Source organism: Pseudomonas sp. FW305-E2, from assembly GCF_058782925.1.
This window is the reverse complement of record NZ_JBYSYE010000010.1, coordinates 57166-80517: the sequence shown is the minus strand read 5'-3', so window position 1 is coordinate 80517 and position 23352 is coordinate 57166. Positions and strand designations below refer to the sequence as shown.

Here is a 23352-nt window from a genome sequence, read left to right as displayed (position 1 = left end):
ATCACAGCCCCCGGCCCAGGATCAGTTCTTTCAGTGCCGGGGTTTCACTGTAAGGCCCGTCAATGTGGTCGATGGTCAGGCGTTCGTTTGCCTTGATCGGCTGCAGCAGCGTTTCACCGTTCATCACTTCCCGGCAGGACAGCTGCCCTTTGTGCAGCGGGATTGCAAGGTAGAAGTCCTTTTCGAACTCGTCCCGGTTCAGCACGTAGCCCGGCGACAGGTCCCGACGTGCATAGGCACCGCGCACGAGTGCATTGAGGTACTCGGTTTCTTTACGCGAAATGATGCGTCGAGTGCCGCTGACACCCCCGCACATTTCCTTGGCCTTGTGGAAGGCCTTGTACCAGGTATCGCATTGCTCAGGGAGCGAGCAGTAGTTGGAAACCGGCACACCTTGGTATTGGATATCAATGTGCCTTTCCCAGGTACGTACACCTTTACCGTAGGAAATGAGCATGGACGAGTGCCAGTCGTGGTACTCATGGGTAGACAAGCCAATGACATGCCCAGGGTAACGGTTGCGCAGGTAGTCGATCTGGTCGAGCTGCAGCTCGTCGTCCTCGCTGGGGTACAGCGAAACACAATGGTTGATGGCCAGCGGGATATCACGCTTTTCAAAGTAGCGAACGATATCGTCCAGGTCTTTTTCCGATGCGCCGCCCGTGGAAATGATGGTTGGCCGGCGGGTGGACGCGATTTTCTCGATAAGCGGCCAGTCGTTCATGTCGGAACTGGCGATCTTGATGATCGGCATGTCGAATTCGACGCACAGGTCGACCGAGGCTTCGTCGAATGGGGTCGCCATGGGAATGCAGCTCAGGTTGCGGACTTCTTCCACCATGCGGGCAAACTCTGCCTTGGTCAGGCGAGTGTCCTCGGTCTTCTTCACATAGCGAAGGTCTGCGGTACCCTTGAAATCAGGATGAATGAACTCATCGACATCGCGAAACTGCAGCTTGATGGCAGCCTTGACGTTGTTGTAACGCGCGATCGTTCCGTGGTCGCGGACAATTTTCAGCCCGCGCTCCAGCTTGCCCCAATGATTGTTGGCGAGCTCCAGTACGAACAGGTTTTCAAACAGATCTTTGTCACGCTGACTAATGGTTTTCACCGGATACTCCCCTGGTTGCCGTGGGCCAGGTCGATTTGACCCCAAGGCATGCTGTGTTTTATGTGCGGCTGATGCCGGCAGTACACGCCGCCTTGGGACGTGCCCGGCGGCTGTTGGAATGGTTGACTGTTCGCTCTCAGTGTGTGGTCTGCCCTCAACCTGGCAGCCAGGCGTCAAGCCATTGGCGTGCATAGCCTTCATCCAGCATGTGCCGTGCCAGCACCTGCTCGCGCAGTGCTTGCGCGCCCCTTGCGCTGGCAGCAGGCTCGGCAAGGTGCGCCTGGATAGCACTGACCCAGTCACCGGCCGTGTTCCTGACCCGGGTCACGGGCAACCCTTGATAGGGCAACACGTCACTGCAAACCAGCGGATAGCCGCACGCGGCATATTCCAGAAGCCGCACATTGCTGCGACACGCGTCAAGCCAGCCATCGCCTAGAGGTGCCAGCGCCAGGTCGAGCCCCAGCGACATGAGCTTTTGCGGGTAGTCATCGTAGGGCACCGGGCCATGTAACTCGCGCAGGTAGGGCTGCAACTGGGGCGGGCATTCACCCAGACAGACCCAGTCCACATCAGCACGCATGGCCTGAACGATCTCCAGCATCAGGCGCTGAACGCGGGCGTCGAACTGCTCACCCACCCACCCTATACGAGGGCGACTACCTGGCTGCCGTCGAGTGGCCAACGCCCCCCAGCGGGCCGGGTGCAGACGATCCGGCACGACACGAATATCGGCGCAGAAGCCTTGCAGCGCTTCAGCCAAAGCCTGGGTTGGCACTACCAGCCGGTCCACAACGCCGACAGACCACCGCAGCGCACCTGCAATATCGTCTTCAGCCAGGCCAGGTAAGTCGGCATTCACATCACCCACCTTGAATGCGCGGGAGAACCGGGCGTTGCAACGTAACGCCTGAATTTGCGCGTCGTTTGCCGGCCGCCCCATGACCCAACTGTCGGGCTGCAACCGCTCCACCTCGGCGGGCAGATAAGGCCGCAAGGCCAGTCGGACATCAGCCAGGCCGGCAATACTCATGGACAAGGCAGGATCGACGATCCGGCTACGAGCGGCGCCGGCAAGTTCGCCCGGCATGCTCAACAGTACGGGCAACGGACGCCAGCTCAGGGGGTTCCATGTCAGGCCCGGGTCAGTCTCGAGCTCAAAACCCGCCCCCTGCAAAGACAGGTTGCGGTTGTAGGCCGGATCGCGGGCGATGACAGGCAGCCACCTGCCATACACCGTTTCCTGTTCGGCCTCGACCGCTTCGGCAGGCAGACACCCACCCTGCCCTTCGCACACCAACACAGCATGGGGGGTCCACACCGTAAGATAACCAGCCTGCCGCGCCTTCAGGCATAGATCAAGGCTGGCACCCGTGCGCTGCGTCAGGCGCTCGTCCATTCCACCCACACCCTGGTAAAGCGCCCGGCGAATCAGCAGACAAGCGCCAGACACGGCACTCAGGTTCTGATCCAGCTCAAGCCGGCGCATGTACCCCTCATCCTGCACAAGCCCGGAAAACGCCGAGTTGCCAGGGCCGTTCAAGCCCAGGACCTGCACAGCCTGTTCGACCATGCCATTGGGATGCATCAACCTGGCGCCGACAATGCCTACTTCCGGGCGCTGGCCGTGGTTGAGCAAAGCATCCAGCCAGTCATCGTGCACAACCACAGTATCCTCGTGCAGCAGCACCAAGTACTCGCCCCGCGCATGCCTGGCCGCCAGATTACAGGCCGAGGCATGGTCACGTACCGACGCGTCACTCAGCACGCTGACCCGGTTTTGCTCCCGCGCCACAAGGCCAGCCAGCCAGGCTCGGGTAGCCGGGCTCCCGCTGCCATCGTTTACCAGCAAAATCTCGAAGTGGGGGTAACGGGTCTTTTCAAGCAACGCATGCACGCAGCGTTGTACGTGATCGAGACGCCCGCCGCATGGCACAACCAGCGAAACCAATGGCTGCTCGGCGTGACCATAATCGATGCGATGAATGCCTGGGCGGTGCATGCGCACCTGCGCCTGGGTGTAGCCGCGCCGTTGCAAATGGCGCAGCAGCACCGCCTGTTCCTGAGGGCTGTGAACAGGCGCCTCGCCCGGCGAAATGCACACAGGCTCGCTGACATGAGCCAGCCCGTCGAGGCCATCGGCATCTTCGATCAAGTGCAACAGCAACGCGAGCTCGGCCGCCCCCGCGCAGGCCAGGTCGAAACCGCCTGCCTCAAGGAATACCTCGCGGCGATAGAACCAATGCCGCGCCAGTTGGGCCGGGCTGGCCAGCAGCATGTCGAGATTGAAGTCGGGGCGCAGCAGCGCCTGTTGGGTGCCCTGCGGGGTGGTAACCAGTTCATCGGCATACACCGCACGCACTTGGTCGCCCTCAAGCAATTCCAGTGCGAGCATCAACAACCCGAACGGTGTGAACGTGGTACCCGCACGCACAAAGCAGAGCCACTGTCCGGTCCCTTGTTGCAGGACCAACTGGTTAAGCGTGGCAAGCTCGCAATCAGCTGGCAAGTGGACGGCGACCTGCTGATACATCTGCCCCTGCAGGCTTTTGCGCGTCGCCTCGACCGCAGCTGGCTGGCCGTCCGGGATGATGACGAAATCGAACCAGGGCAAATCCACGCGCCTGTCTTCCAGACGCCGGGCGATCAGCTCTGCCTGGGCATCAGTAGGGCGACGGGACCGCAGCCACTGGGCAACCTGTGCATCTGGCCGACCTGCCCCCTGCATGGCATCTGGTTGCAGGTCTGTGCAAGGCATGGCCTGGGTCTGTTCGATGAAACTGGCCAATTGTTCCCAGAACCGGCCCTGCAAGTCAGCGTACTTTTGCTGAACGATGGCCAAACCCGATCGGGCATGCTCGATAGCCTCAGGCGTGTCTTCGAAGGCCAGCCCGTGTGTGCCGAACTCGCCAATACCAAGCGGCGTACCATCGAAAAAGGGCGATTTGAGCACCACGGCCGGGCAACCACACAACATCGCTTCCAGCGCAGTTGCGGTGGAAGAGAAGCAATAAATGCCCTCACTGCGCCGGAACAGCTCAGCCATTTCCCGAGGGGTGGCTGGCCATTCGTTGGTAATGAGCGTGCACCTCGCCGCCAGCTCGGGGTGTTCCTGAAGTGCATGGGTATGGCGCCCCGGATAGATCAGCCAACCTTTGCGATGGCCGTCATAGGGGTTGCCATGGTTGTTGAACAGCGACGTGTCGATCGGCGGCAGAAACAGTATGCGCTCAGCCCCTGCCCCCTTGGGCAGCAGATGCTCACCGTAGGCAAAGATCATTTCCGAGTCGGCAAACTCCGTATCCCCTGCGATCAACCCTGGCACGTTGAGCAAGTAACGCACTACCGACCGTGCGTTGGTCGGGTTCCCCGAGACCACCTCCGGGTACACCACGATAGGCTGGCGCCCGGCCTGCTCATGCTGCTGCCTCAGCTCATTGGTGAGCAGCGGGGTGTGCCACATCGGGTTGGTCGTGGAGCTGTACAGGTAGGCATCCTGGCCGCACCGGTTCAGCAGGTGACACAACATGTGCATCACCCGGATACCGGCCGAGTTATGCCGGTAGGCGGGCGCAACGATGTAATACGGGCGCGGCGACACAACGTGCAATGGCGGATAGTGCTGAGTGCTCACAAGCTGCATCCTGGATGTGGCAACGACGGGCGTGCGACGCTGGCTCGGGCGAACAACCTGCGGCCGCGCCCGGCAAACCGTTCACACGCGAATACGCCCATCAACGCAGCCTCCGTACATAGGCTTCGATGCTGTCGGCCACATGCTCAAGATGGTCTTCGCCAAGCCCTGGCCACAGACCGACCCAGAAGGTGTCCTTCATGATCTTGTCTGTCACCGTCAGGTCACTGGCTACCCGGTATTGCTGGTCTTTCATGTAGGGCTGTCGTGTAAGATTGCCAGCGAACAGCAGGCGAGTACCCACCTTCTGCGCATCGAGATGACGCAAAAGATCCAGCCGCTCGACGCCACAACCATCCCGCAGCGTCAGCGGGAAGCCGAACCAGGACGGGTCGCTGTTGGGGGTGGCATGTGGCAGGATCAGCTGCTCCACACACCCGGACAAGCGCTCGCTGAGCCAGGCAAAGTTACGCTTGCGTGCAGCGATGAAATCGTCCACCCGGTCCATCTGTGCCAACGCACAGGCAGCCTGCATGTCGGTGATCTTGAGGTTGTAGCCCAGGTGGGAATAGGTGTACTTGTGGTCATAACCTTGCGGCAGGTCGCCCAGCTGCCAGCAGAAACGCTTGCTGCAGGTATTGTCTTCGCCTGGTCCGCAATAGCAGTCACGCCCCCAGTCACGGAACGATTCGACGATACGCTTGAGCAGCGGAGAATCGGTGAAAACCGCCCCGCCCTCGCCCATGGTGATATGGTGGGCCGGATAGAAGCTGAGCGTACCGAGGTCGCCGAAGCTGCCTACCTGGCGGCCATCGTAGGTGGCGCCGAGCGCATCGCAGCAGTCCTCGATCAACCATAAACCGTAGCGGTCGCACAATTCTCGTACCACGGCCAGGTTGAACGGGTTGCCCAGCGTGTGGGCCAGCATGATCGCCTTGGTCCGCGGGCTGATTGCCGCCTCGATCAAGGCCGGGTCGACGTTATACGTACCCATCTCGATATCGACGAAGACCGGCACGGCACCAAATTGCAGGATCGGGTTGACGGTGGTAGGAAAACCCGCCGCCACGCCAATCACCTCGTCCCCCTTACGAATGGCACGATCCCCCAGGCGTGGCGAAGTCAAGGCGGAAAACGCCAACAGGTTCGCCGAAGAGCCGGAGTTGGCGGTGAGTACGCCACGCCGCCCCAGGTAGCGTGCCAGGCGTTTTTCGAATGCCTGGTTGAAGCGCCCGGTGGTCAACCAGCCGTCCAGTACCGCTTCGGTCATGGCTTGCAGTTCGGGTGCGCCAATGACTTTGCCAGAGGGCGGAACCGCATGCTGGCCAGGTACAAAAACGGGCGCGGCCAGCTCCAACTCGGCATAACGGCCAACGAGCTCGGTAATTTGCTGGCGCAACTGCTGCGCCGTTTGATCAGTCATTGAACTCACCTTCGTGTGCCGCTATTTGCGTGCGGCAGTATTGCTGCATGTCTTGGCCATCGCGCCAGGCGCGATGCCATTCAAGGGTGTGACGCAACGATTGCTTCAGGCCCCACTTGGGCCGCCAGCCCAAGCGTTGGCGAGCTCTGGAGGAGTCAAGGGTCAACAAGCCTGCTTCATGGGGCTGCACGTACGGGTCGACAGACCAACCCGCTTCGCCTGGCCACAACTGCGCCATGGCATGGACCAACTCACCCACGGTTGCCGTCCCACCGCTGTCAGGGCCGAAATTCCAGGCCTCTGCCACGTCCTGACCACGCTCGATCAACGCCTGGGCCAGCAGCAGGTAGCCCTCAAGCGGGTCGAGTACGTGCTGCCACGGGCGCACGGCATCGGGATAGCGCAAGGTCACCGACTCCCCGGCTTCCCAGGCACGCAGGATATCGGGCAGCAACCGGTCTGCTGACCAGTCGCCACCACCGATCACGTTGCCCGCACGCGCTGTCGCAAGCGCCACACCGCGCTCGCGCAGGAATGACTCGCGCCATGAGGCGCAAAGCAGCTCGACGCACGCCTTGCTGCTGCTGTAGGGGTCATGCCCCCCCAAGGCATCCTGCTCGCGGTATGGCCATTGCCACTCGCGGTTCTCGTAGCACTTGTCACTGGTGACAACCAGTACGGCACGCACCGCGTCGCACTTCCGTACGGCTTCAAGCAGGTTGAGCGTGCCGATAACGTTGGTGGCGTATGTTTGCGCCGGGCTGCGATAGGACTCGCGCACCAACGGCTGCGCGGCCAGGTGCAGGACAATCTCGGGGCGAAATGCCGCAACGCTGCGCAGCAACCGGTCAGCATCACGAACATCGGCAAACTCGCCAGCCACGCACTCAGCCAGCCTGGCGCTGCCATAAAGCGAGGGCGAGGTATCGGGGGCCAGCGAGTAGCCATACACTTCGGCGCCCATCTCCCGCAGACAAAGGGCTAGCCAGCCGCCTTTGAAGCCGCTGTGCCCTGTCAGGAAAACCCGACGCCCCGACCAGAAGCTACGGCTCATGACCAGATGCGCCATTGTGCTTCATCGGCCTTCCAGCGCTCTTCCAGGTAACTGCGATCGCGCAGCGTGTCCATGGCCTGCCAGAAGCCACGGTGCACGTGGGTCATCAGTTGGCCATCCTGCGCCAAGGCACGCATCGGCTCATATTCCCAAGTGGTAGCGTCGCCCTCGATATAGTCGAAGATCCCAGGTTCGAGCACGAAGAAGCCACCATTGATCCAGCCGCCGTCGCCCAGTGGCTTTTCCTGGAAGCCATGCACCTGCTCACCCCGCACATCCAGTGCACCGTAACGCCCGGGCGGCTGAACGGCAGTGACGGTCGCCAGCTTGCCATGGCGGTTGTGGAAATCGATCAGGGCTGGCAGGTCCACATCGGCAACGCCGTCGCCGTAAGTCAGGCAGAAGGTTTCGTCGCCAACGTAATCGCGTACCCGCTTGAGGCGCCCGCCAGTTGCCGTATTCTCGCCAGTGTCCACCAGCGTGACTCGCCAAGGCTCGGCATGACGGTTGTGGATATGCATCTGGTTTTCCGACATGTCGAAGGTGACATCTGACATGTGCAGGAAATAGTTCGCGAAGTACTCCTTGATCACATAGCCCTTGTAACCGAGGCAAATCACGAAATCGTTGATCCCGTGGTGGGAGTAGATTTTCATGATGTGCCAAATGATGGGCTTGCCACCAATTTCGATCATCGGTTTCGGGCGCAGATGCGACTCTTCACTGATACGGGTACCCAGGCCACCGGCCAGGATGACTGCTTTCATTGTCGACACACCTTGACAGGCTGACGCCCATAGCGGGCTGACAAAATACTGACCAATTCAGTACGTTGCCGTTGTCTAGCAAAAAGATTGCCAATCAGCCTGACCGGGCAAGGTAAATGCGCGTGCAGCGGGAGATACCGCTCAAGCGTGGAGCCGGCCTTGAACGGCCGGGCTCGCGGGTAGTGTCGAAACAGGCACCACAGGGCTGCGATGTCAGCTTGCAGCCCTGTCAATAATCCGCCTCGACCTATTCGACCTGTTCCAGCCAGCCTAAGGACGACGCAGCCTGCTCGCTGAAGGCCGAGGGCCAGCGATCGAACAGCGCCTGCGCCAACGCACGATCCGCTTCAGGCAGGGCGCTGAGCAGCAGCCTGGCTTGCGGCGTCCAGACCACCAGTTGCCCGGCCTCGACAACGGCCCGGCACAAGTCGATATCGGCACCTTGGGCAACCTGCAAACCCGCGCAATGCTCGAACACCTCCTTGCTCACCATCAGGCAGTCGGCACTGACCGCCTGACAACCGCGCACTGCCAATGGCCACCGGGCTTCAGCACTCGCTAGCGGCTTCATGCCCTGCCAGGGCGAAGCCACCTGCGGCCCCTGCAGCAAGGCATAACCTGCATGCAGAAGCGCAGTATCGCCCCCCTCGAGGCAAGCACCGACCACACCCACTTCCGGGCGCTGAGCCTCATTGAGCAGCGCCTCGATCCAGGCAGGGGTAATGACCTGACTGCGCTCAGACACCAGGACCAGATAAGCCCCTCGTGCCTGGCTCGCCGCCAGGTTCAGCCATTGGCTGCGCGACCCGCCCGGCTGACCGACCAGAACATGCACCTTGCCGGCGAACGGCTGCAGCGCCGCAACCTCGTGCTCGGCACACACCACCAGCACTTCATAGCGTGGGTAACGGGTACGCTGCAGCACGCTCCGCAGGCAAGCCTGCAGCTGCGAGGCATCGCCTTCACTCGCGACGAGCACGCTTACCAACGGCGTGGACGAATGGCGGTAGTCGATAGACAACCCTTCATTTGCCTGTATCTTCACCTGCGCGCGATAACCCAATTGCGTCAGATGCCGACCAACCACCTTGGCAGCTTCCTCATCCAGTGCACTACCGCCCTGCTCACCGATTACCAGATAGTCGGCCATGTGCGCCAGGCTGCTCAAGCCCTGGGCCTCTACCAGTCGCAACAGCAGGTCGAGCTCCAGCGCCTCGCGGCAGGTTTCACTGTACCCACCCAGGTCCAGTACCGCCTGGCGACGTACCAGCCAATGCCGAGACATCAACCCAGGCTGACTGCGCAGCAGATCGAGGTCCGCACCTGGGCGCTCGACGCTGTGCAAACGCCCTTGACTGTCACGCTGGACTTCATTGGCGGCGATGGCATGGCAGGCCGGGGCGTCGACAAGCTCCACCGACAGGCGCAACAGACCTCCGGTAAGCAGCACATCACCAGCACTCAGCAGCATCAGCCAGGCACTCGGCAACTGTCGTACCGCCTGATTCAGGTGATTCACCCAATTGCTGTCACTGACCTGAATGAAATGCAGCGTGTCGCGCGGCGTGGTGATGGCCGGTGGCTTGCCAGCCTTGAGCACTAGCAGCTTGAAATTGCGTATGCCGCTGGCAAGCAGGCTGTCGAACGTAGCCTGAAGCGCTTGATCGTCGTTTTCAAGATCGAGAACCACGAAGGCGATCTGCTCGGCCGGGTGCTTTGCCAGGTACCGGAGCACGCGCTGGCGCCCCGCCTCATCCGGTGTAGCGGCAGCGATGGCATCGATCACCTGACCCGACGGAGTACCTTGCAAACGGCATTGCTCATGGATACCCGGGACCTGTTCGAGGCGTGCCAGCCAATCCGTCAGCTCACGAACATGCGCAGCTTCCTCTGCCCTGTCCAGCGTGGACAACAGCAGATGGCAGACCTCGCGGTTGAACAGGCTCAACGCCAAGGCCTGCCAATAGCGGTGGCTCAGGCTTTCAGCAGTATCGTTGGGGTGCGCTTGCAGCAAGTCACGCTGCTGCACCCAGATCCCTTCCAGCGCACGTTGCTGCTGCGGGCTGGTCGGCCATGCGTGGCAGAGAAACTCAAGCTCGGTCAACCGTGCAAACAGGGCGCCATTGTAATAGGGCAGCTGTACGTCCTGATGTGGCTCGAACAACCGCTCAGGGTCATCGATAACACTGCGCCAGCTGGACGTGAAGATCAACGACGCCGCACTCAGATCGTAGGTGCTGCGCACAAACCGGTTGAGGGCCGTGAAGCCTTGTTCGTCACCACATAGCCGATACAGCTCAGCGTCCCACTGGCGTAGGCCGCGTACCAGCTGAGTCAGGCGCTCTTCACGCTCTACCGGACTGTAGCCGGCGGGCTCATGCTCACTCACCACATCGGTCTGGGCCAGGTGTGCAACCGGCCCTTGAGCCAACACTGCAAGGGACATCGCCACACGCACGGCAGGCGCATCCAGGCTGTCTGGCAAAGCCATCAACACGGCTTGCAAAGTCGACACACGCATGACCGCACGCCAGGCTTGCTGCCCAGACTGGGCGTACTGCAAAAGCCTGGCTGTAGCGGTTTCGGCAAGGGCAGGTGCAAATGCCGAACCTACCCGGTAGTACTCGACCTTGCCACTCGCAGGCCTGTAGCCCAACAACTGGCCTTGCGCAGCCACCACCCCAGGTTGCGCGTGCAGACACGCCGCTGCATTGTCCAGAGACGAGGCCAGCACGAAGTCGGTATCCAGCGCCAGCACCACATAAGCCGTGGCGAGCCCCGCCAGACATTCCGCGAGGGCCTGAACGAACCCAGCCGAACTCGACCCAGGCGGCAAGTCAAACGCCACACAGGGCACCTGAGCCTGCTGGTAGTAGTGCTGCGCGCGGACGCGGCTGTGCGCCTGATCCTCGCCCAGCAAAACAACGGTCACATCATTGCGCGAGCCGATTGCGGTATCGATCATATTGCACCTGTCCAATTGTCAATCAGGCGCGGGCATCACCCCACGCCAACGTTCAGTCTGCCAACCAGGCGTTGGCCCAATGCTGCAAATGGTGCGGCATCAGCATGTAGTCACGCAGCACTTCCTCGCGCAGCGCATCACCCTGACGGTAACTGGCCTGCGGGTCAGCCAGGTGCATGCGAATCGCGTCCAGCCATTGCTCGGTGGTGTTGTCCTTGACCCGGGTACATGGCAGGTAGCCGGCGTAGGCCTTGGTGTCGCTGCAGATCACCGGGAAACCACACGCACCGTACTCCAGCAAGCGCAGGTTGCTCTTGCAGTCGTTGAACAGGTTCTGCTCCAACGGTGCCAACGCCAGGTCGAGGTTGAGGCTGGCGAGCTTACGCGGGTAGTCCGCCAATTGAACCGCCTTGTGAAACTCCTTCACATAGGGGCGCAAGGGGTCCGGACACATGCCGAAGAAGATCCAGTCAACCTCGTTGGCAAGCGCCTTCACTACCTCTTGCAACAGCTCCAGGTCACCACGATGGCTAGTGCCACCCGCCCATCCGACTCGCGGCCGGATACTGGTCTGACGCTGACTGGAAAGGCCAGCCCACAGCGCGGCGGACAACATGTTGGGCACTACGCGTATGTCCTGATGCATGCTGGATAACGCATCAGCCAGCGGCTCGGTCGAACACACCAAGCGATCACACTGCCCGATGCCTTGGGCCACCAACTCCGCAAGATTGCTGGGCAGGTTGCGGGCATGGTCGTTCTTTTTCGGCGGATCGATGATGTAGTCGTCCAGCTCGTAGATCATCCGCGCATGCGAAAAGCGTTTGAACTGCGCCATTTCCCTGATGTTGCCCGGCATGTAACGACATTGCAGGATCATCACATCGGGTTTTTCACGCTCAAGCTCGATAATGCCTGGTGAGACATGGTTGACCCGCCCCTGAATCCAGCCCGCCCGCTCAAGTTCGGTGAATGGCTGAATTACCCGGTAATGCCCTACTGCCGTTGTATTGATCGGCAACGCCAGCACTGACGGCATGGCACGGGCAATGAAGGGGTCCCAGCCACTGCGCAGGCCTGGTTCGAGGTTGAAGTTGGCGAACTTGAGGCTCAGGTTGTCGTTGTAGGCCGGGTCCCGGGCAATGCGGCTCAGCCAACGGTCGTAAGCAACGTCCCGGTCGGCTCTGGCAAGCTCGTCAGCCAGCCCGACAGCAGCAGCACCCGCTAGCCTCATGACGCGAGCAAAGGGTGTCCCCACCGACAGGAAGCCTTTTTCACGCGCACGCAGGCAGAGGTCAACGTCAAACAACGCGACCTGGAAGGCCGAGGTGTCCAGCCCCTCAAGCTCCTCGAACAGTGTCCGGCGAATGAGCAGGCAATCCAGGCTTAGTGCGCTCCAGTTCTGTACCAACTGCTGGCGCCCCATGTAACCCTCGGCTGTCAGGAAGCTGCCCGAGAATGGGCTACCTGCTGTACCGCCGCCAAGACCGAGCACCAGGCCGGAAGAAACCAGCTCGCCGTTGCTGCCGCATAGCGCCGGCCCCACCAGGCCGACCTCGGGACGCTGCGCCTGACTCATCAAGGTAGTGAGCCAGCGCGGTTCAAACAGCGCACACTCCGGTGCGAGCAACAGTAAGTAAGCTCCATGAGCATGCTGACTGGCCTGATTGAGGATCGCCGCCCTGCCCTGCGCCTGAACATCGATGACGCGCAACTGGTCACTGCCCAGGCCACGCATCGCCGCCAACCACTCGGTGACAGCCTGCGGCTCGTCGCCATTGGCGATGACCAGCACTTCGAACTGGCTGTATTCGGTGTACTGGAACAGCGACTCGACGCAACGCCTGAGCGCATTCAGGTTGGCCCCTGCGGGGATCAGGATCGAAACACTAGCCTGCTGCTCATGCCGATAGGTCACACGCGTAACCAAGCTGCCGGCAGCCCCCTCAACCAAAGCGTCGACGCCTATGCGACGCAAGTGCGCCTCGACCACGCGCGCCGCCTCAGCCTGCCCTGCCGGCTCGCCCATCCAGTCTGTGTACCCCCACTGGCACTGCACCAGCATCTGCGCGACATGCTCTACCACGTGCAAGCCATGAGCCTCGACCATTCGCCATAGCAGGTCCTGTGGCGCCAGGCTCTCGAACTGGGTGTCGAACCCTTCCAGTGCCAGCAGCGCCGTACGCTTGAATGCCAGGGTACGGCCCACGTAGGGCACGCTGCGCATCAAATCGAGGTTGAAGTCCGGCTTGAAAATCGGGTTGCCGGGTGCCAGGGCTCCAAAGGTATCTTCATCAGTGTACAGGCACATGCTCTCGGCGCGCAGCGCCATACGCTCGGCCATGACGACCAGCGCATGCGGCCGTAGGCGATCACCGGCACGCAACAGCAGCACCCAGTCGGCTACGCGCGTATCTGCCAGCCACTGGTTGAGTTGAGCGTACCCACTACCGCTCAAGGCCAGGTAGTGCACGCCTGGCGCGTCAACCCTGTCGAAGCAATCAGGCACCAGCACCAACACCTGGCTGGCGGCATAGGATTGTGCAGCCAGGCAGTCCAGGGTGGCACGCAGTGCGCTTTCATCGCCCTCGCGACAGGTTACGATCGGAACGATGCCGGGCTGTGCTGGCCACTGTTCGATCCGCTTTGGCAGCAACCGCAACTGCCCGTCAGACAGGTTGCGGCAGGCCAGCCATTCGGCATAGAGCTCGGTGAAGCTGAGTGCGTGAGTGCCTACCTGCTGCGAGAAATTGGCGACCTGGCCGGCATGGAAGCGGCGGATGTCCAACTCCTCCCAGGCCTGGTCGGCCTCAGGGTCGTAAGCCTCCAGCGGCAGGTAACGGACCCAGCCATTGGCCGGCGCCGACTCGCCGGTGCGCGCCGCCAGCATCTGCTGCAGCCATTCGGTTTCATGCCTGTAGGCCTCGGTCATGCTGGAGTGATGACTGAGCCGGCCTGGGTGGATGCGCTCCACACTCAGTATGCGCTCCAGGCTCGCCAGATGCCCGCGGCGCAACAGACATGCATACAAGGCCAGGTCCAGTCGTGCGGCGAACCCCTGGCCACCCTGGACCAGTTGCGGCAGGTACTCCAGCACCTGGGCCCGACGGAACAGCACATGGCTGATACCGCCGAACAGATTCGGGACATTCTCGGCGATGCTGGCCAGCAAGTCCGTACCCACAAGCACGGCACTTTGCGGCGCAATCACGCTGTTGAGCGCACGGGAAGGCAGGAGGATGTCATCAGCAGACCAGAGCAGGCGCTGCCCGATCACCATGCTGAGCTGGGGCCACTGCGTCAGCACTTGTGCTTGCCGGCTGATGCAACTGTCGAGCAACAGGTCGTCATCACACAGAAACTTCACCAACGCCCCGTTGGCCTGCTCCAGGCATGCTTGCAGGTTACGTGCAAAACCCAACCGAACCGGGTTGCGGGTATAGCGCACGGGCACCGCCGTACCCTTGCCGAGCGCCTGGCAGATAGCCTCGATTTCCACACCAGCACTGTCATCGCAAATGACGACTTCCAGGTTGGGGTAGTCTTGGCCAAGCGCACTGACCAAGGTCGCTTGAAAGAAATCGGCATTGAAGGCAGGAATGGCGATGCTGACGAGTGGCTGCTCTGACACGATGACGACCTTGATGGAGGGGCGGTGCGCTTGGGAACAAGCAGGCGTTCAGAAGGGCGAACCGGCCGGTCGTTATCAGCCCTGGCCGGCCTGTCCTTGCGTCATGACGGGCAAATGCCCGCGAACATCAGATGTAATTGACCAGCGAGAGACCGGCAATCTTGGCATACGCCTGCAACGAGGCCTGCAACATGTTGGACTGCATCTGAAGACGAATCATCACCTCGGCCGGATCGCTCTCACGAATCGAGCTCTGGGTCTTGGCGTTTTCGCCACTCAGTGCCTCATTGGTTTCCACCTGTACATCGATCGCCTGGCCACGGCCGCCAATCGACGATATTGAGGAACTGACCTGGTTGGTGGCGCTGGCGATGTTGCCAATCGCCGAGTCCAGCGATGCCAGGAAACTCTGCCTGGCCGCAGGGTCGTTATCGACCGGGGTGGCCAGTGCCGCACGCAACTGGCTGATGGTATCGAGGACGTTCTGAGTTTGATGCGTGTCGACCTTGATGCCAAAGCTGTCGCCCGCGCTCGGCGTGTCCGAAAGCGTGAACTCGACCCCCATGGCGGTCGCCGTGTTGCCACTGAGCGTGCCCTTGGAAATCGGTTTGCTGTCGGCGCTCACGGGGGAGGCGTAAAGCTCGAACTCGGTAGCGCTGGTGAACTTCAGTACAGCACCCTCAGGGAATGCGGACTTGTACTTTTGCGCATCGGTGATGGTCGCGCCCGTCACTTGGGCCGACGAGCTGTTGCCTGCACTACGGGTGCCGCTGATTTCATCTGCCTTCGAGCTCAGGCTAAAGACATGACCGGCAATGGCCGCATCAGGGTCGGCTGCATCGCCCTCCTGGAGGGTGATGTCCAGGCGCAGGTCAACACCTCGGAAATTGATCGTAGTGTTCTTGCCATTGGGGTCGAAGGTGCCCCCCTGGCTGGCTTCCAGCGTCACGTCCTTGCCTTCGGCATCGGTGATCTTGAACTGCGTGCTGCTGGTGAACTCGATGGTGTACGGCTCGCCGCTGCGGAAGCGGTCGTTATACGTCGCGCTACCGCTCACCTGGCCATTGGACAAATTGACCCGGCCATCGTCGGTGGCCGGCGACACCAGGCTGGTTTCGCTACGGCTAGTATTGAGCGCTTGCTCGAAGGCATCGTAGCCTGTCTCGTTAGCTGCCAGGGTAAGCATGTCACCGACTTGCAGGTTCAGTTTGCCCTGGTCGCCCTGATAGGTATAAGTACCATCAGCGTTTCGCACATAAGGCGGTGTATCACCTTTGGACCCCGAGAACAGGTACGCACCGCTTTCATCCTTGCTGTTCATCAACGAGAACAGCTGATCCTCCAGCGACGCCAGCTCGGTCGCATTGGCCTTGCGGTCTGCATCGGTGAAACCGGCGTTGCCCGAACTGATGGCCAGCTCATTGACGCGCTGCAGGATGGTGCCAATCGCATTCAGCGTGCTTTCTGCGGTGCCCAGGGCGTTGCGCACATTGGTAACGTTGCGGGTGTACTGGTCGAGCATGTTCTGTTGCTGCTGGAGTTGCAGCAGACGTGCCGCACCTACCGGGTCGTCAGCCCCCCGACGCACCCGAATGCCGTCAGAAGCCTCTTGCCGAGTCTTGTCGAGGTTGGAGAAGCTGCGCTGGTAGTTGGCGCTGTTGCTGTTGTAGAACTGCGAAGTGGAAATGCGCATGGTCTACGCCTCCTTAAAGAGCATTGATCAAGGTGGTGAAGGTTTCTTGTGCCGCCTTGATAATCTGCGACGACGCGGTGTAGTACTGCTGGAACTTGACCAGGTTGCCGACCTCTTCATCGACCGACACGCCGGAAAGGCTGTTGCGGCTATCCAGCGCAGAACTGTGCAGCGCATTGGTGGCATCACTGTCCATTTCCGCCTGGCCAGCCTTGCCGCCAACGTTTGAAACCAGCTTGGCATAGGCATCGGTAAAGCTGATGCCCTTGCCGTTGGCCCCCACTTCAACCGTGGATTTAGTCTGAAGGTCGATCACCGACTGGGCATTGCGGTTATCGGCCGAGCCTGCCCCCGTCAGCGCTACGGTGTAGCTGTCGCCGTTCTGCGGCGCGCCGGAAACGCTCATTTCGAAGGTAAAGCTGCTACCGGTCGCATTGCCGCTGCCATCGACCATCGGCACCGACAGCTGCAGCTTGTTCGCCTGGCCCGGCACGATGGTGCCGCTGCCTATTTCCGTACCCTTGGCGTCGTACAGTTTGTAAGCCTGGGGCGAAGTGGTTTCGTCACCGAACACCAGCTTGACCGGGGTGGAGTTTTTCAGGCCTGACTGCAGCTGCGAACGCTGCGTGGCGTCGTAGATATCCAGTTGCGAGGTCAGGGTCGGCTGGGTGATCACCCCGGTGCCCTTGTTGCCGGCACCATTGGTGGCCGTCAGTGGTGACGCCAGCGCCAGGCGCTTGGGGTCGGTGAGGACCGTCTCGATATTGGCGGCCGCGTTGCGAGTGGGGGTGATCTTGAAGCTGTCGCCAGCACTCAAACCGCCGCCATTGAGCGACAGGGTAAAGCCATCGATGACCGGCGGTGGCGTGTCATTGAGGTCATAACTGCCCATTTCGGTGCCTTCCGGCAACTTGCGCACGCTGTAGCCGGTCGCGCTGGTGAAAGTCACCTGGTAGTCGCTGGTGGTCAGTTTACCGGTGTCCTTGATGCTGACATCCAGGTTACCGGAGCCGATGCTGTTGCCCAGTTTGGCGACGCTACGCTCGCTCATGGCCTTGGCGCTGTTGATGTCACCGAACAGGGTGGCGCCAAAATTGCCATCCTTGTCGATACCCTGGGCCAACTGGCTATTGATCTGGTCTGCCACCACCAAGGCCACACGCCCAAGCTCGTTAAGCGCAGGGTCGAGGGTTTCGCTGCGGTAACGGATCAACCCACCCAGCTCGCCTCCGGTAGCGCTGCTGGTGATATCCATCTTGGTCGAGCCACGGTTGAGCACCAGGCTCAAACGGCCCGGGTCGCTCGCCGTAGGCTCCACACCCACCGTCTGGGTAGTATTACCCAGCACCAGCGCCTGACCGTTCTTGAGGTAGACATCGTAGGTGCCGTCACGCTCGACCACGTCCGTGCCGATCAGCTTGTTCAGTTCACGCACTGCGCCGTCACGCTGGTCCAGCAAGTCGTTGGGCTGGCCGGAAACAGCACCCACGCGGGCGATTTGCTCGTTCAACCCGGCGATGGTCTTGGTCAGGTTGTTGACCTGGTCGGTAATCGCCGTCATGTTGCTGTTGATATTGCTCAACTGCTGATTCAACTGCGACGACAAGGTATTGAAACGCTTGGCCAGAGACTGTGCGCTGGTCAGCAACAGCTGGCGCGAAGCATCTTCGGTTGGCTTGGCCGCCGCATCCTGCATGGAGGTGAAAAAGCTCTGCAGCGCGGCGGTAATACCGGTATCGCTACTGGACAGCGAGGTATCCAGCGGCGTGATCTGATCCAGGTACGAGGACGCCTCACTGCTCAGCGAGGTGGTCGTGCGCAGCTGGTTCTCGATGAACGCGTTGTACACCCGGCGCACGTCCGCCAGCGTGGTGCCACTGCCGATGAAAACCTGACCGACCTGCTGGCCGCCCTTGGTCTTCTGCACGTTCTGCTGGCGCGAGTAGCTTTCGACATCGGCGTTGGCGATGTTGTTACCGAGGGTGTACATCCCCGATTGCGCGGCACCCAGCCCCGACATACCAATGTTGATCAGACTCGCCATGGTTCCATGCCCTTAAAGTTTCGTTGCAGTACCGAGCATTGCGTAGTGCTCGTACGACTTCATCTGTCTTGCGATCTGCGAGATCTTGCTGGCGTAATTCGGGTCGGTGGCGTACCCGGCCTTTTGCAACTCTTGCACGAACTGCTCTGGTTTATCGGCGGCCTTCACCGCATCTTGATAGCGCGAATTGTTCTGCAACAGGCTCACCAGGTCGTGGAAGCTGTCCTGGTAGGAATCGTACGAACGGAACGCTGCCGTCTCCTTGACGAACTGGCCATCACGGTACTCGCTGGTAATCGCCCTCGCCTCACCGCCGTCCCAGTTGCCAGTGGCTTTGATGCCGAACAGGTTGTGGCTGCTGCTGCCATCGGTGTTGCGCATGACCGACTTGCCCCACCCGGTTTCCAGTGCAGCCTGGGCCACCAGGTAGCGTGGATCGATACCAATGCGCTTGGCCGCCTGTTCGGCCATCGGCAGCATGGTGGCGACGAATTCATCGCTGTCGCCAAAGGCCTTGTTCGGTGCCAGCGGCGGCTGGGCCACGGCGCGGCCGACAATGCGCAGGCCGTTGTCCGGCACGGCGAAGGCCTTGGCCACTTGCTGGCCGTCACGGGCAGGCACAGTGGCGGTATTTGCGGTGGCCGCCGATGGCACAATGCCGGCCAGCAGGCGATCGGTGAGTTTGCTCGGCAGCGCCAGACGACGCGCGTTGAGTGCAGCGACGTCGTTGCGGGTGGCGGTCGACTGGGTGGCATGCACGGGCTCGGCCACCTTGTTGCCCCACAGCGCCGGGGCGTTGCCCTCGGTACGTGGAAACGGGCTGGTGCTGGCCTGGCTGGCCTTGTTCTTCGACAGCTGGCGCACCAGCACATCCTGCAGCCCGATACCACCACCTTCGCGTGACATGCTCACAGCCAGTTGCTGGTCATACATGTCACGGTACTGTTTGACCGTTTCGGTGTTCATCGGGTTGTCGTCGGCCAGTACGTCGCTTGCCTTGCGCGAGGCCTTGAGCATTTCGCTGATGAACAGCGACTCGAACTCCTGGGCTACCTTGCGTACGTTGGCATCGCTGTCGCGGTCGCCATGCTTGAGCGAACTCAGGCGATTGAGATCGGTGTAGGCACCGCTGTCGGCACTGCCGGAAACCAGGCTTTTGCTGTTCATCCGCGCCGTCCTCAGATCACGATCAGGTCGGCCTGCAAGGCGCCGGCCTGTTTCAAGGCTTCGAGGATCGCCATCAGGTCGCCGGGCGCTGCGCCCACCTGGTTCACCGCGCGGACGATTTCATCCAGCGTGGTGCCTGGGCCGAACTTGAACATCGGCTTGGCTTCCTGCTCGGCATTGACCCGCGAGCGTGGCACCACGGCAGTCTGGCCATTGGAGAAGGCACCCGGCTGGCTGACGATCGGGTCTTCGGTGATGGTCACGGTCAGGCTGCCGTGGGTCACCGCCGCCGGCGACACCTTGACGTTCTGGCCGATGACGATGGTGCCGGTACGCGAGTTGATGATGACCTTGGCCACCGCCTGGCCCGGGTCGATTTCGAGGTTTTCGAGGATCGACAGATAATCCACGCGCTGGCTTGGGTCCATCGGCGCACTGACTCGCACCGAACCACCATCCACGGCCTGGGCCACGCCGGGGCCAAGCAGGTCGTTGACCTTGTCCACGATGCGCTTGGCGGTCGTGAAGTCGGGGCGATTGAGGTTCAGGGTCAGGGTATTGCCCTGGTTGAAGCCGCTCGGCACCGCACGCTCGACACTGGCACCACCCGGAATACGACCGGCCGACGGCACGTTGACAGTGATCTTCGAGCCGTCACGACCTTCGGCATCAAAGCCGCCCACGACCAGGTTGCCTTGGGCAATGGCGTAGACATTGCCGTCGATACCCTTGAGCGGGGTCATCAACAGGCTGCCGCCGCGCAGGCTCTTCGAGTTACCGATCGACGACACGGTGATGTCCACCACCTGGCCCGGCTTGGCGAACGGTGGCAGGTCGGCATGCACCGACACTGCGGCAACGTTCTTCAGCTGCACGTTGCCGGAACCGGCCGGCACCTTGATGCCGAATTGCGACAGCATATTGTTGAAGGTTTGCAGGGTGAACGGCGTTTGGGTGGTCTGGTCACCCGTGCCATTGAGGCCCACCACCAGGCCGTAACCAATCAACTGGTTGGAACGTACGCCAGAGATGCTGGCAATGTCCTTCAGACGCTCGGCCTGGGCAGCGAAGGCGCAGGACAAAAGCAGGGTTGTGGCAATCAGCTGCCTTACGTTGAACATGGTCATCCGTACTCAGAAAGGCCAAAGCGGGCTGATGAAGAAGCGGTCCAGCCACCCGGGCTGGCTGGCATCGGCGAACGAACCGGTGCCGGAGTAGGTGATGCGCGCGTCGGCCACACGGGTGGACGGCACGGTGTTGTCGGTGGCGATATCGTCAGCGCGGATCATGCCGGCAATGCGCACCAGCTCTTCGCCGGTGTTCAGGGTCAGCCACTTCTCGCCGCGCACGGCGATAATGCCGTTGGGCAGCACCTCGGCCACGGTGACGGTGATCGAACCGGTCAGCGTGTTGCCTTGGGTGGCCTTGCTGTCGCCCTTGGTGGCGCGATCGCCGCTGTAACCGGCCTCCAGCGAAAGGTCGCCGCCACCGAACGGATTATTGGTGTTGGGCGTGGTACCAAACAGCGAAGTCAGGCCGATGTCGGTCTTGCTGGTCTTGGCGATCTGCGAGCCCGCGTTCTTGCTGGCGGACGTGCGCTCATTGAGCGTGATGGTGATGATGTCACCCACCCGGAACGCCTTGCGGTCGCTGTACAGGTTCTGCTCGAAACCGGCCTGGTAGATCGAACCGTTGTTGGCCGCTGCCGGCAACGGGGTGCGCGGCAACACCGGCGCATAGTACGGGTCGTTGGGCTTGGGCGTCGGTGCGACGCAACCTGCCAGCAACACCGCCCCCCCCAGGGCGAACACGGACAACAGACGATTCATGATGCAAACCTCACGGGTGTAACAAAGCGACAGGGCTTAGAGCTGCTGAGTAACGAACGACAGCATCTGGTCGGCGGTGGAGATGACCTTGGAGTTCATCTCGTAGGCGCGCTGGGTGGTGATCATGTTCACCAGCTCTTCCACCGTGCTGACGTTGGAGTTTTCCAGCGTCTGCTGAAGGGTAGTGCCAAAGCCATTGAGGCCCGGAGTGCCGACCTGCGGTGCACCACTGGCAGCGGTTTCCAGGAACAGGTTGTTACCCATCGCCTGCAGGCCAGCCGGGTTGATGAAGTCGGCGGTCTGAATGTTGCCGATAACCTGCGCAGCCGGGTTGCCGGCGGTGGTAATCGACACGGTGCCGTCCTGCCCGACGGTGAAGGTCTGGGCATCGTTCGGCACCACGATGGCAGGCTCCAGCGCCAAGCCATCGGCGTTGACGATCTGGCCATCGGAGTTCAGGTGGAACGTACCGTCGCGGGTGTAGGAGACGGTGCCGTCAGGCTGCAGGATCTGGAAGAAACCACGGCCATTGACAGCCATATCCAGCGGGTTTTCCGTGGTCTGCAAGCTACCGGTCTGGAAGTTTTTCTGCGTGCCGACAATGCGCACACCGGTACCGACCTGCAGGCCCGACGGCAATTCGCTGTCCTGGGTAGACTGCGCGCCTGGCTGACGCTTGATCTGGTACAGCAGGTCCTGGAACTCGGCACGATCACGCTTGAAGCCGGTGGTCGAGACGTTGGCCAGGTTGTTGGAGATGACCGTCAGGTTGGTGTCCTGTGCGGACAGGCCGGTTTTAGCGACCCAGAGAGCCGGAAGCATTTAGTGTTCTCCTCGTGCGCCTGAATTACGGCACCCGTTCAAATGTGGTTAGCCGAGTTGCAAAACACGCGCCATGGCTTCGTCGCCTTCCTTGGCTGCGTTCATCATCTTGACGTGCAGTTCGAACTGGCGGGACAGCGCCAGTACAGAGGTCATTTCCTCGACAGCATTGACGTTGCTGCCCTGCAGAAAACCTGAAACCACCCGCACGTTGACGTCGGCATCCGCGGGTTGGCCGGACGAGGTGTGAATCAGCCCGTCCTGGCCCTTGGTCAGGCCTTTGGTGTCGGGGTTGACCAGCTTGATGCGGTCGACTTCCGCCATCACGCGCGGGTCTTCACCCATGGAACGGATGCTGATGGTGCCATCGGAGCCGACTTCGACCTTCTGCTCGGGGGGGATGGCAATCGGGCCGCCGTTGCCAAGCACAGGCATACCGTTGCCGGTACGCAATACCCCGAGAGCGTCGATGTTCAGACTACCGGTACGCACATACGCTTCGCTGCCATCTGGCGCCTGCACGGCGATAAAACCGTTACCGCTCACAGTCACATCCAGGTCACGGCCGGTTTCCACCATCGGGCCTTCACTGAAGTCGGTGCCTGGGCGTTCGGTCATGGCAAAGGCACGCGCCGGAAAGCTGTCACCGAACACCGGCATCGAGCGCGCCTGCTCCAGGTCACGCTGAAAACCATTGGTCGAAATGTTGGCCAGGTTGTTGGCATGAGCCTTCTGCGCCAGCGCGTTCTGGCTGGCCCCGGTCATGGCCACATAAAGCATCTTGTCCACAATCATCCTCCATTGCACTGGCGGCCGTTTGCCGTTCGCCGTTGCTCTACAGGGGCTAAAGCAAGTTCCGAACCAACTTGCCAAAAGCAGGAAAAAGCCCATGAATACGGGCAGTTGAGAAAGCCCGCGCAGCGACGGCCGCCGGTTATCCGGCGCTGTTTTGCCGTTGGCGGCAAAAAGGTTTCATTTGCAGGCAAACCTGTGCCTACGGCAGGTCACGGCAACGCGCATTGTTGTAGGGCCCGGCAAAGCGTCTCCAGCCTTCACCTGGCGACCACTGCGAACACACCAGACGCCCATCTACCAGGCTTTCCCATCGCCAGTATGGCGCTGGCGCCGCCTGCACCTGCCCAAGACAGCAGGCGAGCAGCATTCCGACAAACAGCCTTTTCATCACCCCTCCTGCAAAAACAACGAACCCCT

General features: G+C 61.3%; 15 protein-coding genes. All 15 read right to left on the bottom strand.

Annotated features, from left to right (window positions below):
• Window position 1: 1 nt before the first annotated feature.
• The 15 genes from AC3WLP_RS11390 to AC3WLP_RS11320 all read right to left on the bottom strand — a co-directional run bounded on the left by AC3WLP_RS11390 (window position 2) and on the right by AC3WLP_RS11320 (window position 23323).
• Window positions 2-1111, bottom strand: coding sequence for an N-acetylneuraminate synthase family protein (locus AC3WLP_RS11390; protein ID WP_012051613.1), 1110 nt, complete (start codon window positions 1109-1111; stop codon window positions 2-4).
• 154 nt (window positions 1112-1265) lie between these two features.
• Entirely contained in the window at window positions 1266-4754 is a 3489-nt protein-coding gene (locus AC3WLP_RS11385; protein ID WP_088513383.1) for a glycosyltransferase, read from the bottom strand.
• 91 nt (window positions 4755-4845) lie between these two features.
• Window positions 4846-6168, bottom strand: a complete 1323-nt coding sequence (gene rfbH, locus AC3WLP_RS11380; protein ID WP_012051611.1) for a lipopolysaccharide biosynthesis protein RfbH — start codon at window positions 6166-6168, stop codon at window positions 4846-4848.
• On the bottom strand, window positions 6161-7237 hold the full coding sequence (gene rfbG, locus AC3WLP_RS11375) for a CDP-glucose 4,6-dehydratase (RefSeq protein ID WP_041168359.1): 1077 nt from the start codon (window positions 7235-7237) through the stop codon (window positions 6161-6163). The genes rfbH and rfbG overlap by 8 nt, the downstream gene beginning before the upstream one ends.
• Window positions 7219-7989, bottom strand: a complete 771-nt coding sequence (rfbF, locus tag AC3WLP_RS11370; protein ID WP_012051609.1) for a glucose-1-phosphate cytidylyltransferase — start codon at window positions 7987-7989, stop codon at window positions 7219-7221. Before rfbF ends, rfbG begins: the two co-directional genes overlap by 19 nt.
• Before the next feature lie 247 nt (window positions 7990-8236).
• On the bottom strand, window positions 8237-10954 hold the full coding sequence (locus AC3WLP_RS11365; RefSeq protein ID WP_012051607.1) for a glycosyltransferase: 2718 nt from the start codon (window positions 10952-10954) through the stop codon (window positions 8237-8239).
• A gap of 52 nt (window positions 10955-11006) precedes the next feature.
• Window positions 11007-14585 carry a glycosyltransferase gene (locus AC3WLP_RS11360; protein ID WP_014755768.1) on the bottom strand — a complete coding sequence of 1193 codons (3579 nt, stop codon included), beginning with the start codon at window positions 14583-14585 and terminating at the stop codon, window positions 11007-11009.
• Between the two features lie 127 nt (window positions 14586-14712).
• Complete coding sequence (locus AC3WLP_RS11355; protein WP_014755767.1) at window positions 14713-16278, bottom strand: flagellar hook-associated protein 3; 1566 nt, start codon at window positions 16276-16278, stop codon at window positions 14713-14715.
• A gap of 13 nt (window positions 16279-16291) precedes the next feature.
• Window positions 16292-18322 carry a flagellar hook-associated protein FlgK gene (gene flgK, locus AC3WLP_RS11350; RefSeq protein WP_012051604.1) on the bottom strand — a complete coding sequence of 677 codons (2031 nt, stop codon included), beginning with the start codon at window positions 18320-18322 and terminating at the stop codon, window positions 16292-16294.
• Window positions 18323-18334: 12 nt separating this feature from the next.
• Complete coding sequence (gene flgJ / locus AC3WLP_RS11345; protein ID WP_047604194.1) at window positions 18335-19489, bottom strand: flagellar assembly peptidoglycan hydrolase FlgJ; 1155 nt, start codon at window positions 19487-19489, stop codon at window positions 18335-18337.
• Between the two features lie 11 nt (window positions 19490-19500).
• Window positions 19501-20610, bottom strand: a complete 1110-nt coding sequence (locus AC3WLP_RS11340) for a flagellar basal body P-ring protein FlgI (protein ID WP_004575771.1) — start codon at window positions 20608-20610, stop codon at window positions 19501-19503.
• Between the two features lie 12 nt (window positions 20611-20622).
• Window positions 20623-21318, bottom strand: coding sequence for a flagellar basal body L-ring protein FlgH (gene flgH, locus AC3WLP_RS11335; protein ID WP_012051602.1), 696 nt, complete (start codon window positions 21316-21318; stop codon window positions 20623-20625).
• Window positions 21319-21354: 36 nt separating this feature from the next.
• A complete protein-coding gene (gene flgG / locus AC3WLP_RS11330) occupies window positions 21355-22140 on the bottom strand; it encodes a flagellar basal-body rod protein FlgG (protein WP_012051601.1) in 786 nt (261 codons plus the stop codon).
• Window positions 22141-22188: 48 nt separating this feature from the next.
• A complete protein-coding gene (locus tag AC3WLP_RS11325) occupies window positions 22189-22929 on the bottom strand; it encodes a flagellar basal body rod protein FlgF (protein ID WP_012051600.1) in 741 nt (246 codons plus the stop codon).
• Between the two features lie 205 nt (window positions 22930-23134).
• Window positions 23135-23323 (bottom strand): hypothetical protein, encoded by a 189-nt coding sequence (locus AC3WLP_RS11320; RefSeq protein WP_012051599.1) that lies wholly within the window; start codon window positions 23321-23323, stop codon window positions 23135-23137.
• Window positions 23324-23352: the final 29 nt, after the last annotated feature.

Coding starts and splice junctions, on each gene's coding strand:
- AC3WLP_RS11385 (WP_088513383.1), bottom strand. CDS start 4,754: ATGCAGCTTGTGAGCACTCAGCACTATCCGCCATTGCACGTTGTGTCG.
- rfbH (WP_012051611.1), bottom strand. CDS start 6,168: ATGACTGATCAAACGGCGCAGCAGTTGCGCCAGCAAATTACCGAGCTC.
- rfbG (WP_041168359.1), bottom strand. CDS start 7,237: ATGGCGCATCTGGTCATGAGCCGTAGCTTCTGGTCGGGGCGTCGGGTT.
- rfbF (WP_012051609.1), bottom strand. CDS start 7,989: ATGAAAGCAGTCATCCTGGCCGGTGGCCTGGGTACCCGTATCAGTGAA.
- AC3WLP_RS11365 (WP_012051607.1), bottom strand. CDS start 10,954: ATGATCGATACCGCAATCGGCTCGCGCAATGATGTGACCGTTGTTTTG.
- AC3WLP_RS11355 (WP_014755767.1), bottom strand. CDS start 16,278: ATGCGCATTTCCACTTCGCAGTTCTACAACAGCAACAGCGCCAACTAC.
- flgK (WP_012051604.1), bottom strand. CDS start 18,322: ATGGCGAGTCTGATCAACATTGGTATGTCGGGGCTGGGTGCCGCGCAA.
- flgJ (WP_047604194.1), bottom strand. CDS start 19,489: ATGAACAGCAAAAGCCTGGTTTCCGGCAGTGCCGACAGCGGTGCCTAC.
- AC3WLP_RS11340 (WP_004575771.1), bottom strand. CDS start 20,610: ATGTTCAACGTAAGGCAGCTGATTGCCACAACCCTGCTTTTGTCCTGC.
- flgH (WP_012051602.1), bottom strand. CDS start 21,318: ATGAATCGTCTGTTGTCCGTGTTCGCCCTGGGGGGGGCGGTGTTGCTG.
- flgG (WP_012051601.1), bottom strand. CDS start 22,140: ATGCTTCCGGCTCTCTGGGTCGCTAAAACCGGCCTGTCCGCACAGGAC.
- AC3WLP_RS11320 (WP_012051599.1), bottom strand. CDS start 23,323: ATGAAAAGGCTGTTTGTCGGAATGCTGCTCGCCTGCTGTCTTGGGCAG.